The organism is Candidatus Wallbacteria bacterium (assembly GCA_028687545.1).
Classification (GTDB): Bacteria; Muiribacteriota; JAQTZZ01; order JAQTZZ01; family JAQTZZ01; genus JAQTZZ01.
On sequence record JAQTZZ010000025.1, the window covers coordinates 24,622 to 40,065 of the forward strand.

Annotated in this window: 13 protein-coding genes; 6 read left to right on the forward strand and 7 right to left on the reverse strand. The window is 48.1% G+C overall.

The genetic code is table 11. From position 1 onward, the window contains the following. The first annotated feature begins 6 nt into the window (after window positions 1-6). From PHW04_11320 to PHW04_11345, 6 genes are all read left to right on the forward strand, one after another. Window positions 7-2,025 carry a hypothetical protein gene (locus PHW04_11320; GenBank protein ID MDD2716468.1) on the forward strand — a complete coding sequence of 673 codons (2,019 nt, stop codon included), beginning with the start codon at window positions 7-9 and terminating at the stop codon, window positions 2,023-2,025. Window positions 2,026-2,041: 16 nt separating this feature from the next. Continuing rightward, complete coding sequence (locus PHW04_11325; GenBank protein MDD2716469.1) at window positions 2,042-3,394, forward strand: hypothetical protein; 1,353 nt, start codon at window positions 2,042-2,044, stop codon at window positions 3,392-3,394. 267 nt (window positions 3,395-3,661) lie between these two features. Further along, the gene (locus PHW04_11330) at window positions 3,662-5,680 is read left to right on the forward strand and encodes a hypothetical protein (GenBank protein MDD2716470.1); all 2,019 of its coding nucleotides are present in this window, start codon (window positions 3,662-3,664) and stop codon (window positions 5,678-5,680) included. A 120-nt stretch (window positions 5,681-5,800) separates the two neighbouring features. Continuing rightward, window positions 5,801-8,032 (forward strand): hypothetical protein, encoded by a 2,232-nt coding sequence (locus tag PHW04_11335; protein ID MDD2716471.1) that lies wholly within the window; start codon window positions 5,801-5,803, stop codon window positions 8,030-8,032. Window positions 8,033-8,060: 28 nt separating this feature from the next. After that, window positions 8,061-8,546: a prepilin-type N-terminal cleavage/methylation domain-containing protein gene (locus tag PHW04_11340; protein MDD2716472.1), complete on the forward strand. Its 486-nt coding sequence runs from the start codon at window positions 8,061-8,063 to the stop codon at window positions 8,544-8,546. 11 nt (window positions 8,547-8,557) lie between these two features. After that, window positions 8,558-9,244 carry a type II secretion system protein gene (locus PHW04_11345; GenBank protein ID MDD2716473.1) on the forward strand — a complete coding sequence of 229 codons (687 nt, stop codon included), beginning with the start codon at window positions 8,558-8,560 and terminating at the stop codon, window positions 9,242-9,244. Between the two features lie 136 nt (window positions 9,245-9,380). Here the strand turns inward: PHW04_11345 and folK are convergent, their stop codons facing one another. From folK to PHW04_11380, 7 genes are all read right to left on the reverse strand, one after another. Beyond that, entirely contained in the window at window positions 9,381-9,860 is a 480-nt protein-coding gene (gene folK, locus PHW04_11350; protein MDD2716474.1) for a 2-amino-4-hydroxy-6-hydroxymethyldihydropteridine diphosphokinase, read from the reverse strand. Beyond that, window positions 9,857-10,216, reverse strand: coding sequence for a dihydroneopterin aldolase (folB, locus tag PHW04_11355; GenBank protein MDD2716475.1), 360 nt, complete (start codon window positions 10,214-10,216; stop codon window positions 9,857-9,859). Before folB ends, folK begins: the two co-directional genes overlap by 4 nt. 96 nt (window positions 10,217-10,312) lie before the next feature. Then, entirely contained in the window at window positions 10,313-11,206 is an 894-nt protein-coding gene (locus tag PHW04_11360; protein ID MDD2716476.1) for a C1 family peptidase, read from the reverse strand. Window positions 11,207-11,328: 122 nt separating this feature from the next. Beyond that, window positions 11,329-12,228: a C1 family peptidase gene (locus tag PHW04_11365; GenBank protein ID MDD2716477.1), complete on the reverse strand. Its 900-nt coding sequence runs from the start codon at window positions 12,226-12,228 to the stop codon at window positions 11,329-11,331. A gap of 173 nt (window positions 12,229-12,401) precedes the next feature. After that, window positions 12,402-13,316, reverse strand: a complete 915-nt coding sequence (locus PHW04_11370; GenBank protein MDD2716478.1) for a C1 family peptidase — start codon at window positions 13,314-13,316, stop codon at window positions 12,402-12,404. A gap of 332 nt (window positions 13,317-13,648) precedes the next feature. Next, the gene (gene folP, locus PHW04_11375) at window positions 13,649-14,863 is read right to left on the reverse strand and encodes a dihydropteroate synthase (protein ID MDD2716479.1); all 1,215 of its coding nucleotides are present in this window, start codon (window positions 14,861-14,863) and stop codon (window positions 13,649-13,651) included. Then, window positions 14,838-15,443 (reverse strand): uracil-DNA glycosylase, encoded by a 606-nt coding sequence (locus PHW04_11380; GenBank protein ID MDD2716480.1) that lies wholly within the window; start codon window positions 15,441-15,443, stop codon window positions 14,838-14,840. Before PHW04_11380 ends, folP begins: the two co-directional genes overlap by 26 nt. Window position 15,444 lies beyond the last annotated feature (1 nt).

Consider the following 15,444-nt stretch of genomic DNA (forward strand, 5'->3'; position numbering starts at 1 on the left):
TGAATTATGAAAAAAACCGGCATAGTGCTGCCGCTGGTCCTTGTTTTACTTTTAGTTCTCTGCATGCTCGGCCTTTTCATGAATAAATCAGCTCAGCACGAATACCGCTTCACATACAGAAGCACAGATCACCTCAGAGCTCTCTACATCGCCCAGGGCGCGATTCAGGCCACTCTCGCCAATCTCCTGCAGGAAATGAACAGAGCAGGCAATATCCGCAATAACTTTGTCAGCGACGGTGCCACTGCCAATTTTCTCAATTACAACCAGCTCGACGGCACATACAAGGCAGCCATCGACAGCCTGGGCGGTGACCTCAACAAATCCGACGCCGGAGTGATCGATGAAACCAGGTACGACCCTCCGGACATCAATACCACTCTTTCTGAAAGTACTGTAGTCAACGGACAGGGCACTTTCTGCGGCGACAGGATCAAGAGGCTAACCATCACTGCCACAGTCGTTTTTCACGGCTCAGGCGTCAAAAAACAGGCTCCACCGTTCACCAAGATAATCACCCAGTGTTTCGACTGCAAAATCGCGGACATCAGGCCTGTAGGCAATAAATACGTGCTGATGGTCAAGGAAAGCGGGAAAGCCGATTTTGACAAAGGAGATCATTTCTTTGTGAAATACCAGGATAACAATGGACAGAGTCTCGGCATCTCCATCGGCGGCAAGCCGGAAATCCATCTTTACAAGCAGTATTTCACCCACATGGGATGGGAAGCAGTCCGCAATAATGCGGATTCCGATTTATTTAAAGGTTCGCCCCAGGATTCCAACTCCCCGAAATCCCTGATACCCGGATGGCAGGCAGACGCTGGATCAATCTCACCCGACCCGAGCAGCAACTATGTGGCAGACAATGAAGGCTGGGACGACCAGCTGCAGCAACCTGGAACATACCCTCTGAGCATGTGCCAGAACGCACAGCAAGCCTCTTCACCTCAAACCGGAGCCGGTGGTCCTCACATAGTAGGCGGCCAGCCGAACTGTGTTCTTGATACAGGTGCCGGTTACGGCGTCGAACCTGCTTTCTGCGGACCTGGAATCGAATGGAAAGATAACAAGCACAAGTTATCAGGCAACAAATTTTACTTCAACTTCGGTCTGGACGACGGACGCTCCCACCTGTTTTACCATAACTGTTCCGAACCGTGCACAATTCATGGAGATGTCTGGAAAGTCTGGGAAGTGATGAGCTATGAAGCAAAAGACATCCTGGATACAGGAATTTGCCCTTGTGCAGTAGTGAACAAGCAGGGTCCCTGCAACTGTCCAAGCATGACAAATCCCAACTGCTGTCAATGTCATCATATTGAAGTCAAAGGCTGGTGGGACTGCATCGATATCATGATCATGAAAAATGAAGGTGAGGTCAAAGGAAAATACAGAACCGACAATGGCGGGTGGAATAACTGGACTGGAAAACCTGAAAAAATAGATGTGTTTAAGAACTTCAAATCCAAACCTGATTTTCAAAATGGTGATTCATTTGTATTCAGTGATTTCCTGCGCGGAGCTACGCGCAGAGTTACCGATCTCACAGCAGACAAAACCCTGTACGACGGAAACCGCCTCTATCTCGAAGGCATCGTTCAGACTTCAAAACAGGAAAATCTGAATCTGATTGTCAACCATCCCGGCTGCCTTCTTTCAGGAACCAGCAACAGTGAAGTGGATGTGAACCTGCGCAGTTCCATTTATGCTCCCAAAAATAATCCGTTCTTTGCGCCGCCTACTGCTCTCAGCCTTGTCACAAACGGTACAGCCAACCTTTCAGGAACTGAAATGGCTGCAGGCATCTGTGCCCAGAACAGCATCAACGGCGATATCAAGCTCCACGGCAACCTGGTCACTAAAACGATCAACAAGGGCAGCCTCAGCAACGAATTGCTATATGACAGCACACTTCTGAGAATGAGCGGCCAGTTCGGAAATCAGATCGATAGGGATGCCTGCTTTGTGGTCTCGATCAGCCCGATCCCGCAGGAATTTTTCGATCAATATAATCTAAAATAAAGCGTATTATCAAAGCATGAAGAAATTCGCCGTTGTTTTCATATTCTCAGCCCTGCTCCTGGAAATCGTATATTTCAGCCTGAAAAGCACGCCTGCCAGTGAATTCGATAAAATCAGGGCTGCTGTGGAAAACCGCGATTTTCAACAGGCTTATCTGCTGCAGAAGGAACTGGGAAGGCATTTCCCGGACAGTTCTATGGCAGGAGCAGCCCCGGAATTCATAATCTCCTTTGAAATAAGGGAACTTTCCCGGAAGTCATATCAACAGGCATTGGAGCTGCTGGCAAGAAGAAAATCAGAATTTCCCGGACTTTCGCCAAATCTGGAAATCGAAATCAGGCTGGCTCAGATTGAGGATGCGGTCCATCAAGGCAGTTTTGATGAACCGCGCCTGCAATATGCCGGACTTTTGAAGGAATTCCCTGAAAGCCTGGCAATCCACAGCTCCATACTTAAAACTCTCCCTGGAGAATGGGATCCTGCTTCTCCGCTGAATTCAATCAATAACGCCCTGTTTATAGCTGAACACACTTCCGGAATCTTAGATCCGGTCCCTGGCAACGTATTAAGTGATGCCCTGTACAAACCTTACCGCTTTAAAGAGCTTGCCGGACGGCTGGTCCCGATTCTGGCCTTCCGCTATCCCGGAGCCCTGGATAGATGCCGGGAAAATCTCAACTCGAGATCCACAGATTTAAGAATTCCTTCCTACCTGGTATTAAAAACGAGAAATGTTCTTTCAGAATCAGAAATCGCCGGATACCATTATCGGAATTTATTATCACTCGAATTCAGCAAAGGCAGCCTGGAGATCAGAACTGCAGTCGACTATTTCAAAAGCGCTGTCAAGAGATCAGACTGGGAGGATTTTAAAAAGACTTTCGCTGCCTGCTCCACTGATACTGTCGAGAGCATTATCCCCTTCGATTCCACCGAAGACCCGGAAACAGAAGTCCCGCGTTTAATGGCAACCTGTTTCTTTCCGGAACAAAAGAAAACCCTGCTTCATTACTTCACCCAGCCGACAGAACCAAAATGGCGCCTGGACGCCTTGAAGGCTCTTCAGATCGCAGGCTGTCAGGATCTGGATCTTTTCCAGTTCCACAGGACAAATCTCACGTTTTTCGACCCTCTCTGCAAAAATTGTGCAATCCGGAATTACTTTAAACTGCACAAGTTATCAGTCGATTTCTTCGGATCGCAAAAAAACGGACCTGAATCCGCAGAAGCCTTGAAAAGCCTTATGTCAGGCAGGACATTTCTGATGAAATTGATGAATACGCTTGACTCTGAATATTCAGGATCTGCGGAAGCCGCATTATCTCACCTCAACAGTGCAATCAAGGATTTTAAAGACCGCAATAATTGAAATATTTAGTAACAAAATATCGGAGTCTATGGTATAATTAAGAAAATGGGATTGCTCCCTGGAGTTTCGAATTATGAAAAAAAGGGTGTTGCGCTCCCGCTCGATCAGTCTCTGCTTTTCGTTCTCTGAATATGTTTTTTCATATAATAAACCAGCACAGCACGAATTTCCCTTCATTTACAGGGACACAGGCCTAGAAAAAAAGCAGGAGGCTTCATGAAGTTGAATTTTTCAAAGAAATCAGTAAAAGAGTATAAGGAGGGACGTATGAAAAAAAGATCAGGCATCGTACTTCCGGTAGTTCTGGTGCTGCTCTTGGTACTCTGCATGCTCGGTTTGTTCATGAACAAATCCGCGCAGCATGAGTACAGGTTCACTTACAGGAGCACAGATCATCTCAGGGCGATCTATATCGCACAGGCGGCCATCCAGGCCACTCTGGCCCATATCGAAGAAAAAATGAACGTTGACCAGACCATGAGGAAAGCTTTTGTCGAAGACGCTTCAGGCGTCATTGTCAACAGTCTGGCCGATCTTGAAACACTTTATCAGAAAGCGGTCACTGATCTGGATACTGACCTGAATTCCATTGATGGTGCCAACAAGCTGGATGTAGGACATTACACGGTTTCCAAGCTTACTGCAACTCTCTCCAGCAGCACAATCGTCAATGGACAGAACACAAAATACGGAGACCGTATTAAAAGGCTCACCATCTATGCCATGGTCAACTATCGTGGAGCAGGCACCAACAAGCAGGCACCTGCATTCGACAAGGAAGTCACCCAGTGCTTTGACTGCAAGATCGCGGATATCAGGCCTGTAGGAAACAAGTATGTCCTGATGGTCAAGCAGAGCGGAGCAGCAGATTACGATAAAGGCGATCATTTCTGGGTTAAATACCAGGATGATAAAGGAAAAAGCGAGGGGATCTCCATTGGCGGAAAACCCGAAATTCACCTGTTTACACAATATTATATCCATTCAGAATGGGATACAGCGCGGAAAAATCAGGAATGCGATTTCTTTACAGGCAGCGCCTCAGACTCAAATTCGCCCAAATCCCTTATCCCTGGCTGGCAGGCAGGCGACACTCCAGTCGTTGACAAGGGAAAGTATGTAGCAGACAATGAACCCTGGACTGAACAGCTCAAGCAGCCTAACACTTATACATTAAGCGACTGTGACAAAGCCTGCCAGTCCTCATCTCCAAAAAAGCCTTCCAGCGGTCCGCATGAAGTTGGTTCAACCCTTACACTCTTGGATACAGGATCAGGTTATGGAGTAGAACAGGGGTCCGAATGCGGTCCTGGAATCAAGTATGAGCAGAACAAACATCCTTTATCTTCGAACAAGTACTATTTCAATCTGGGCTTGAAAGACGGCCGCACACATCTGTTTTACAAATTCTGCACTGATCCGTGTCCGATTCTCGGGGATGTCTATAAAGTCTGGGAAGTTGTAAGTTACGAAGCAAAAGATGACAAGGATACAGGCACCTGCTCGTGCGGGAAGGTAGATTCGGCCTGCTGCTGCACCTGCAAGGATCCCAAGTGCTGCCAGGCCCATCATGTTGAAACATCAGGCTGGTGGGATTCCAGCGACTCAATGACCATGAAGAACGAAGGCCAGGTCAAGGGTAAATACCAGGTAGACAACGGCGGCTGGAATAAATGGACAGGCAAAGCCGAAACCATCGACTGCCCGAAGAATTTCAAGTCCCAGCCTGATTTCGGCAGTGGAAATGCCTTTGTGTTCAAAGAATTCCTGAAGGGCGCTACCCGCCGTGTCACTGACCTGACAGTTGACAAAACCCTTTATGACGGCAACAAGCTTTATCTGGAAGGCATTGTTCAGACCTGTAAAGTTGAAAAGCTCAAGCTGACAGTCAATCATCCGGGATGCCTGCTCTCAGGCGATTCAGGCAATGCGGTGGACGTCAATCTGGACAGCTCTGTTTATCAACCTCCACAGAACAAGTTCTTTGCTCCGCCAACCGCTTTAAGCCTGGTCACTAACGGTACTGCTAACCTGTCGGCAACTGAAATGTATGCCGGCATCTGCGCCAAGAACAGCATCAACGGGAAAATCAAGCTGCACGGCAACCTGGTCACTGAAGTGATCAATAAAGACAGTCTGAGCAATGAACTGCTGTACGACAGCACTCTGCTCAGGATGAGCGCTGACAAGAAATACGGCAACACCAACGCGGATGAAGCCTGCTTCGTGGTCTCGATCAGCCCGATTCCGCAGGAATTTTTCGATCACAATTCGCTGGTGCAATGATCGGCAAGGTAGTAAAATGATTATCCAGGGCAGGTCAATATCCTGCCCTGGCTCCTGAAAAAGAAAATCAACCGGCAGCTTTAAACAGATTGCCATGGGAAGGGAGTATAAGGAGGATATATGTGGTGGAAAAAAGGCATTGTCTTGCCTCTGATCCTGGTGCTGCTGCTGGTGCTCTGCATGCTCGGACTGTTCATGAATAAATCAGCCCAGTATGAATACGGCTTCACTTTCAGAAGCACTGATCACCTGCGGGCGCTCTATCTGGCGGATGCGGCAATTCAGGCCACACTGGCTCAGATCAAAGAAGACATGAACAAGGCAGGTACAGTCCGCGATGCGATGGTTGGTATTGGTTCCGGTCCAGTGATTAAAGACACGGACCTGAGACCTCCATATAGTATAGCACTGTCTGCTCTTGAAGGCACCATGAACGACAATGACGGCACAAATATGATTGATACGTGTAGAATTGTTAAAATTGAGACTGATGCTAAAGTTTCCGATAGTCTGCTTTTGCATCAGAATCTTTTTACAGACCCCAAAAAATTCTTTGGCGACCGCACCAGGCGGCTCATCATCACTGCCCAAATTACTTTTTCCGGTGCAGGAAACCAGAAGCAGGAGAAGAGATCCTTTAAAAAGATCGTCCACCAGAGTTTCGACGTGAAAGTGGCTGATGTGAGGCCTGTAGGCAACAGATATGTGCTGATGGTAGCCAAGATCGATGATTCCAAGAAGGATTTCAATACAGGCAATCATTTCTGGGTCAAGAACAAATCAGACACAGGCGCGGAAAGCGTCGGCATCTCCATTGCAGACAAGGAAGCAGTGGTAGATCTGTTCCCTCTCTATTCAGGCCATGAAGACTGGGAAAAATACAAAAGCGATGTGAAATACGACATTTTCAACAATGCCAATGACGCCAACAGCCCCAAGTCGCTGATACCTGGCTGGGACGATCCGATGGATGACGCCTTCAAACCTGAAGACAAGGATGCTTTCGTGGCAGACAACGAGCCCTGGGAAGTGAACAACAAGCTTTCCATGGCTAAAAAATCAAACATCCTCAAGGAATTGAGCGGAGCCGCAGAATCAAAAGGAAAGCCTGCCGACCATAGCGCTGTAGCCAACCCTGTCCACCTGAAAAGCAAGGAAGGAGTTCTCCTGAATGCCAGCGAAACAGGGGGTGCGCCGATCATCCCGATCCCGTTTCCAGTGCCGTTCCCGGTCCCGCTCATCTCTGACAAAGGCGGACACCTGCTGGAAGAGGAATCAGATCCAACAGGGATCTCATATCTGTTGGGAGGTAACTGCGGATTCCAGATCGAGTTCGCAGCTCTCGTTCATCCCCTTAAGAAAGTTAACGATGGCCCTTTCTTCAATTCAGGGCTGGATACAGGCAGAACCCATCTGTTTTACGAGAACTGTTCAGTCCCATGCCCGATTTTCGGGGATGTCAAGAAGAACTGGAAAGTCTATCTCTACAAATCAATTGCCGCAGGCGAAACCGGCAAAGATAAAGTCGAAGAAGGCCCAGTCTGCAGAAAAATTTTCACTGGCGGCGACTGGACGATCCGCTGCTACCACCACAACAGCTTCCAGCACAAAAATAACACAGCTTGGGACACCAATGACGAGGCTCAGATAGAGGTAGTCAAGATAGGCCAGACCCAGCCCCAGGCAACGGAACTGAAAGGTCAGTATCAGATCAAAGACAATAATGCCTGGAGCGCCTGGAATAAAGATCCGATCGAAATCAACCTCAACCTGAATCTCAAATCAGACAAAAACCTGACAGGGATCACTGCAGCCACTCTGATCAAAAAACAGTTTTTGATCGGCGCTACCCGCAGGGTTCTGAAGCTCGGCGATGACGCCACCCTGCTTGCTGCCAGCAATAAGCTCTATCCTGAAGGAGTGGTCGATGTCACGGACTGCGGAGACATGAAACTGATAGTGAACAGTCCGGGCGCTCTGATCACTGACAAGGCGTTTACTCTTTCTTCCTCCAGTTATAATGATCAGAACGGTTTTTTCAAGGCCAAGACCGCACTCAGCCTGGTCACACAGGACATTGCCACAATCGGCACTTCTCCGACCAGGGCAGGCATCTGCTGCAAATCCGCAGACACTTCAGGCGGCGGGATCAAGCTGCAGGGCAATCTGGTGGTGGAAAAAATCGTGATCAACGGAAAAAAAGAGATCCAGGGCCGCCTGTTTTACGACGGAGTGCTGAAGGATGATGCTTTTATCGTAGATAATGTCGGAGACAATGATGAAAAAGCCAGTCTGGTAGTTTCCATCAGTCCGATTCCACAGGAATATTTTGATGAATTCAATTTGAAATAGTAATTATTCAATAAGAAAGGGGTATCAGATGAAGAAAAAAGGAATTTCCCTGGTAGAGATGATGATCGCCATCATGATTCTCGGAGTGGGGATCGTCTTTGTCACCAAGATGTTCGGGCAGGGCGGCTATGTAGTTGCCAAATCCAAGTGGGAACTTTATGCGATGTGCCTGGCCAACGGAGAAATCGAACGGATCAACTTTTACAGCGGGGCTTTCTCCAACCTCAAAGCCAGCAACAAGGGTGCAGCCAACTGGCAGGACAAGTGGAGCCCGCTCGATCCGGGAACCGATTTTCTGGCCAATAAAAGCGTGATTCCTCAGGAATATCTCAATGCCGAGTATCAGAAGAAGATCTCGATCGAGATGGTGCCCAGCGGCACTAATAATTTCCTGGCCAAGGTCAATGTCTCGATCAAATGGCACGAGATGACATCCAGCGGCAACAAAGGGTTCCAGCTGAACGTGCCTACCCTGATCGCCACACCAAAGCCCTTCTTTGAATATAAACAATAAGGAGTAACAATATGAAGAAAAAAGGATTCAGCTTACCGGAAATACTGGTCGTTGTGGCGCTGTTCGGAATCCTGATCCCTGTGCTGTACTGGGTTTACAAGGCCAACTGGCTGGTCTTCCACCGCACCACCCAGCAGCAGGCCCTGCAGGAGGACATCCGCGACTGCCTGAACAAGATGATCATAGACGTCAAATCAGCCTATAAGATCGAAGTGGCAAAAGCAGGCCCTGATGGATGCATCAAAATCCAGCGCTTCAATGGCTATGCCAAGAAAGACTCCACTACAGCCCCGCCCAGCATCAGCTATAAGCCGCAGGAACTGGTGGAAATCGAATATTCCGTTGACAGCGCCAAGAAACTTCTCTCACATAAAGTCGGCGGCTCAACCAGAGACTCATACCCGAATATCGGAACAATGGAAGTGGTTCCTCTGACGCCTGATACGGCAAATTACACCTTCAAAGCAGCAGCTGCCGGAGACAAAGACAAGATCGCAGGCTTTTCAGTCTACATCATGGGCTCATATTTGGATGATTCCATGAAAGGAAAAGCCCAGGTAGTCGAAGTGGAAACCAAGATGTTTTCCCACTTTCTGAGGAATTATCTGATTTTTGGATATGACGGCAAACCCTTTATGCCTGAAGGCGGCTATTTCACCAACCTGGAAGTGCCTGGCGCAGGTAATGATGAATTTTAGATAGCCGTTGAATTCTGAGCGAAGCGAAGAATTCTTACGGATATCTATCCCCTACTGGGGATGAAAGCTGCAGCGTCCCGAAAATAGTAAATTTAGGATGAGAGATTCTAACGAAACAGTAATTTCGTAAGAATCTCTACAGCGCGTAATTCCTGACTATCAGTTCAGCAAGTAGATCAGAGATACTTCTGCCAAGTTTGGGATGCTCAAATTCCGGAGCTATTTCCAGCATGGGATAGAGGAAAAAATCCCTGTTCTGCACATCATGGTGAGGAACCACCAGATCTTCTTCCTCAATGATCCAGCGGTCATAAAACAGAATATCAATATCTATGATCCTGGGGCCGTGCTTCTCCCTTCTGATCCTCCCCATCTTTTCCTCTATTTTCAAAAGTTCTCTTAAAAGCTCCCTGGGACTGTAAAGGGTTTCCACCATCACAACTTTGTTCAAAAAATCCGGCTGGTTCTTCAATGCATATGGCCTGGTTTCATAGATGCTCGACTCCTGCTCCAGAACCAGCTTGGGAAGCTTGGTCAGCATGATCAAAGCCTGGCTCAGGTTGTTGAATCTGTCGCCCAGGTTGGAGCCCATGCCAAGATAGATTCCACTGTTCAACGCTTCCTCCTGATCTCGAGCTCACAACTGCCGATGCCCGGATATGGAACGCTCTGCTTGCAGACAGTGACTATAACTTCCAGGACAGGCCGGAATTCCGTTAAAATGTACTTTGCGATCTGCTCAGCCATATGTTCCAGTAAATAAAACCGTTCACTGCCTTCTATGATTGCCTTTACTCCGGCATATACTCTTGTGTAATCCACAGTGTCTTCGATTCTGTCGCTCTGGCAGGCTTTTTCGAGATCAGCAGTCATTTCCAGATGGACAGCCAGTTTCTGTCCAAGCTTCCTCTCTTCCTGAGAAACGCCATGGTATCCGTAAAATTCGAGATCCCTGAGCCTGATCTTTTCCATGGCAGCATTCTACAGAGAATCAAAGGGATTGTCGATAGTAAAAAAAAGAGCTCCATCCGGAGCTCTTTTTTGTCTCTAATCAGAGGATCGTCATTATTATTGGACCTGTCCCTTATAGTCGGTGACAGCATTCAGCTGCCCGATGCAGGCCTGGCCGTAAGCCACTTTTCCGTAACCTTTATCGCCCCACTCCTCACCCCAGGAATTCTTGATGATCCAGTAACCAGCCGCATCATCCCAGCCTACTGCCAGGATGGCGTGGTTCGGAGTGCCGCCCTTGATGTTATAAACGCCTTTGGCATATGCCTTGAAGGCAGGGCTGTCAGCATCCACCACAGTCACGATTGAGCCATAATAAAAGATGCAGGATTTCATCATTTCCGCGTCTTCCTCGAAAACAGCAGTATCGTTTATTTTATAGGTTCTGGAAAGCGCTTTGCAGGATTCCTTCACTGCTTTGTATGGTTCCGCTGATTCTTCAGCACAACCCTGGTCCCTGAAATATTCGGAACAGTCCAGGTTTCCGCCGTCGCAGCCATAGCCCTGCTTGTTGCAGTTGAGCAGGTCCTGCTCGGCAAGGTCGACTTCCTTTTTATCTGCGCACATGATGTTGTGCTCGAAATTGGCTGTAGCTGCAAATGCCCAGCAGCTGCCGCAGTCTCCCTGGTTCTTCACAGGTGTAACCCCTTTGTTATCGCGCCAGTCCCATTTCTGCAGCGATGCCTTGAAACTCTTGTTATGCAGTTTTTTAACGATCCGCTTCAAGTCCTCAGGGGTGAACTGTTGCAGACCTGTGCAGTTTTTGTATTTAGGGATCGCTTCAATGGAAACCTCGAAAGCGTTTCCGTTTTCATCTGCGATCTGCTGTGCCTGCTTGACCAATGTATAGCGCTCGGACCTGGTGTAGGTCTGTTCGATAGGCACCGTGGTCTCTGCATAAAGCGTGACTGCAAAGACCATCAGCATCAGAATTACGATTCCCGATCTCATACTGCACCTCCCAAAATAATAAACATATAGGAAGAATTTCTCTCTACTTTAATTATACTTTCCAGATAGAGTCTAGTCAATTGAAATTCCCTTCTGAATTCCAGGTAAATCGAATCTGAATTTTAGTGAGCGAGCTGGCCCTTATAATCGATCACCACATTCTCCTGACCGATACAGGCGCAACCATATTTAACTTTGCCGTAGCCTTTGTCGCCCCATGCTTCACCCATCTGGGAATTCTTAATAATAAAGACTTCATCGCTGTCGTCCCAGCCCACTGCCAGGATGGCATGGTTGGGAGTGCCGCCCTTTACATTGTAGATTCCCTTGGAATAGGCTTTAAAGCCCGGATCATCGGCATCCACTACTGTCACGATGGAACCGTAATAATAAATACAGGATTTCATCATTTCCACATCTTCAGTGAAAAAAGCCCAGTCCTTGATGTTATATGCCCTGGTCAGGCCGGTGCTGCAGGCTTCAGTGGTTGCCTTATATTTACAGTCAGCTTCAAGGGCTGCGCCGTTTAAAAAATATTCAGAACAGTCAAGCTGCCCGCCGGTGCAGTCATAACCCTGCTTATTGCAGTTCAGCAGGTCCTGCTCGGAAAGATCCACTTCCAGGGAGTCAAAACACTTGATCGAGTGCTCCAGATTGGCTGTGGCCGCAAAATCCCAGCAGCTGCCGCATGCTCCTTGATTCTTCGCAGGTGTTACTCCGTCGTGGTCCCGCCAGTCCCATTTGGCCAGGTTGGCCTTGGCATTGAAACGACTCATTTTTTTCGACAGCATTTTCACTTTTTCACTGTTGAAGGGGATCAATCCTGGGGTATTTCTATATTTCGGGATTGCCTCCATGGAAACCTCAAAAGCATTGCCGTTTTCTGCAGCGATCTGCAGAGCTTTTTGATAAATATCGTAGCGCTCGGACCTGCTCAGAGTGTTGTCCAGACTAGCCGCAGTTTCGGCATAAAGCGTGAATGCAAAGAACAGCAGTATCAAAATTGCGATTCCAGATCTCATATGGCACCTCCCGGAACTATTAATCAGACAGGTATATTTTCCTCTATTTTAATTATACTTCCAAACCAGAGCCCAGTCAATCCGAATTCCCGGCTGTAATGAGCTGTAATAAAAGAATTCCCGGATAAATCCGGGAATTCCGATAGTTATACTCAGATTTTTGTTACAGCATCTTAATGGTCGAGCTGCTTGCCTTTATAATCTATGACTGTATTCTCCTGTCCCACGCAGGCAGAACCGTATTTAATCTTGCCGTAGCCTTTCTCGCCCCATTCCTCACCCCAGGAATTCTTGATGATCCAGTAGCCGGCAGGATCATCCCAGCCAATCGCCAGGATTGCATGGTTGGGGGTGCCACCCTTCACATTATAGACGCCCCTGGAATAAGCCCTGAAAGCAGAGCCTGCATCGCAGACTGTAACGATCGACCCGTAATAATAAATACAGGATTTCATCATTTCGGCATCTTCTTCGAAATTGGCATATTCCTTGATTTTGTATTGTCTGGAAAGTCCGCTGTTGCAGCTGCCTTTCTGAGCCTTGTATGGTTCATCGCTTTCCATAGCTGCACCTGAATCCCGGAAATACTCAGAGCAGTCCAGGCAGCCTCCGTCGCAGCCGTATCCCTGTTTATTGCAGTTCATCAGGTCCTGTTCGGAAAGATCTGTTTCCTTGCTGTCAAATGTCTTGATCGAATGCTCAAAATTTCCTGTAGCTGCAAAGGCCCAGCAGCTTCCGCAATCGCCCTGGTTTTTAACCTTGGTGACTCCCTCGTGATCACGCCAGTCCCATTTAGGGAGCATCGCCTTGATGACTCCAGCGGAATTGATTTTGTTCAGAAGATCGCCTTTTCCTTCTGCACTCAGCAATTTCAAACCATTGGGGTATTTATACTTAGGTATGGCATCCTTCGAAACTTCGAATGAATTGCCGTTTTCTGCGGCAATTTCCTGGGCTTCCTGATAAATCGCAAAACGCTCCGCCCTGGTCAAAGTGATCGCGGAATCGTCGGTGTCTGTGGCCCAGATTGAAGTCTGAGAGAGAAAAATACATGTGACAATCAAAAACAGACAGGAAAAAGTCTTCATACTGCCCCCTTATACTCTAATTCTCTTACCGCTCTTTACGAGTCTGTAGACCCAGGCTTAGCCCGGGTTTTATCCACAATTTAATTATAACGCGGAAAACAGCCCTGTCAATCGGTTTTTACTTGAATAATGCTTCATGAAATCGTTTGTTCACTGCTTGAAGTTTATAGGTTTAAATGTTGGTATGTTAGTAAGTTAGGGAAGGAATAATATTCTTATGGATTATAGATAACAGCTCAATACAGAACCTCCCAACATACTAACTTACAAACCTACTAACATACCAACCTCATTCAGTACGAAAACGATTTATGGAAACAGTTTACTATCTATTACGGATAGTCATACCCTTCCTGCCAGGCATTGAAAAGAAGGAGCGTTTCCTTAGCCTCTGCTACATCGTGCACCCGCAGGATATCAGCACCGCCAAGAACTCCCAGTGTATGGAGCACGGTCGATCCATTGAGCCTCTGCTCAGGTGGTTTACCTCCAATGGTAGCGCCGATGAAGGATTTCCGGGAAAGCCCAAGCAGCAGAGGGCATCGCAGAGACCTGAACTCGGAAAGCCTGCGGATCAGGACGAAATTGTCGCTCACGCTCTTCCCGAAACCGATCCCTGGATCGAGCATGATCCGCTCGGGCTCGATCCCGGCTTGCAGAGCTCTCTCTTTTTTCCTGGAAAGTTCAGTGTACACTTCGCTGATCAGATCGTGGTAGAGAGGATTTTTCTGCATGTCCTTGGGAGTACCTTTGATATGCATCAGACAAACAGTCGCCCCGGATTCAGCAACAATTTCAGCCATTTTCGCATCAAAATCCAGGCCTGAGATATCGTTTACGATCTCAGCCCCTTCAGAGAGGCAGGCTGCAGCCACGGCTGATTTGTAAGTGTCTATGGAGAGAGGGGGAACTTTCCTTTTTTTAAGAGCGCGGACAAGGGGCAGCAGGCGGGACAGTTCATCTTCAGCGCTGACTGAGTCGGCGCCAGGCCTGGTCGATTCAGCGCCCAGGTCGAGGAAGTCAGCCCCATCCTCAGCCATCCTGTCGGCCCTGCCAAGCGCTTCATCGATGGATTTCAGCCTGCTGCCTGCATAAAAGGAATCAGGTGTGAGATTGAGAATTCCCATCAGATATCTGCGGCCAAGCTCATATTGTTTTTCACCGACTTTGAAAATGCGGATCCTTTGGTCAGGGAAAGATTCCAGTTCCGCGGCCAGCGCTGTTAAAAACCGGAAATTGTGGCGGCGAATCCTTGACACAAGCTCCAGATAAGTCTTGCCGGTTCCGAGCAGGATCAGGTCTGTGTAGACAGCCGAATGATCAACTGTTCCGCTGGAAACCGCCGCATCCGCACCCAGAGACAGCATTTCCTGTTTCAGAATATTGGCCTCTGTAACAGGAACCCGGAAGATTTTCAGCGGTAAAATGATCCCTTTCCCGGCCATGATTCTGACACCTTCCGGAGAAACACCGGAACGGCCGAGATCCGAGGCCAGTTCTTCCTCAGTGCGTGAGGACAGGCTAAGAATTTTTATCGAATGAATCATAGATCTGTTTCAGGCGCTTCACGTCTTCCCACATCTGGTACTTGGGAGAATCTTTGTCGCGCGACGGATTTCTCAGGAGATATGAGGGATGGTACAAAGGCATCAGCACTGCATCATGGGAAAAGGTAAAAACCTTTCCATGGTCCCTGGTGATGCTGAAGCTCTCGCTCGAGAGCAGGAATCCGGCGGCAATCCTGCCTAGAGCAGCAATCACCAGCGGATTTATCGATTCGATCTGCCTGAGAAGATACGGCCAGCAGGAGTTCAGTTCAGATTTCGAGGGATCGCGGTTATTGGGAGGACGGCATTTGACGACATTAGTGAGGTAGATATCTTTGCGTTCAAAACCTACGGACTGCAAAATCTTATCCAGCAGTTCACCGGCCTTGCCCACAAAAGGTCTGCCGCTGAGGTCTTCTTCCTCACCGGGACCTTCGCCGATAAACAGGAGACGGGACTTCCCGTTGCCCTCACCTGGTACAGCGTTGGATCTCCCGGCCGCCAGAGAGCATTCAAAGCAGTTCTTGATCCTGGAAGCTACGCCATTCAGATCAAGTTGTTCCAGTTCCCTGTAGTCCATT

What these genes read in the sequence shown, in the direction of transcription:
- PHW04_11335 (MDD2716471.1), top strand. Translation starts at nt 5,801, where the DNA reads ATGTGGTGGAAAAAAGGCATTGTCTTGCCTCTGATCCTGGTGCTGCTG.
- PHW04_11380 (MDD2716480.1), bottom strand. Translation starts at nt 15,443, where the DNA reads ATGGACTACAGGGAACTGGAACAACTTGATCTGAATGGCGTAGCTTCC.
- PHW04_11360 (MDD2716476.1), bottom strand. Translation starts at nt 11,206, where the DNA reads ATGAGATCGGGAATCGTAATTCTGATGCTGATGGTCTTTGCAGTCACG.
- PHW04_11325 (MDD2716469.1), top strand. Translation starts at nt 2,042, where the DNA reads ATGAAGAAATTCGCCGTTGTTTTCATATTCTCAGCCCTGCTCCTGGAA.
- PHW04_11330 (MDD2716470.1), top strand. Translation starts at nt 3,662, where the DNA reads ATGAAAAAAAGATCAGGCATCGTACTTCCGGTAGTTCTGGTGCTGCTC.
- PHW04_11365 (MDD2716477.1), bottom strand. Translation starts at nt 12,228, where the DNA reads ATGAGATCTGGAATCGCAATTTTGATACTGCTGTTCTTTGCATTCACG.
- PHW04_11370 (MDD2716478.1), bottom strand. Translation starts at nt 13,316, where the DNA reads ATGAAGACTTTTTCCTGTCTGTTTTTGATTGTCACATGTATTTTTCTC.
- folB (MDD2716475.1), bottom strand. Translation starts at nt 10,216, where the DNA reads ATGGAAAAGATCAGGCTCAGGGATCTCGAATTTTACGGATACCATGGC.
- folP (MDD2716479.1), bottom strand. Translation starts at nt 14,863, where the DNA reads ATGATTCATTCGATAAAAATTCTTAGCCTGTCCTCACGCACTGAGGAA.
- PHW04_11340 (MDD2716472.1), top strand. Translation starts at nt 8,061, where the DNA reads ATGAAGAAAAAAGGAATTTCCCTGGTAGAGATGATGATCGCCATCATG.
- PHW04_11345 (MDD2716473.1), top strand. Translation starts at nt 8,558, where the DNA reads ATGAAGAAAAAAGGATTCAGCTTACCGGAAATACTGGTCGTTGTGGCG.
- PHW04_11320 (MDD2716468.1), top strand. Translation starts at nt 7, where the DNA reads ATGAAAAAAACCGGCATAGTGCTGCCGCTGGTCCTTGTTTTACTTTTA.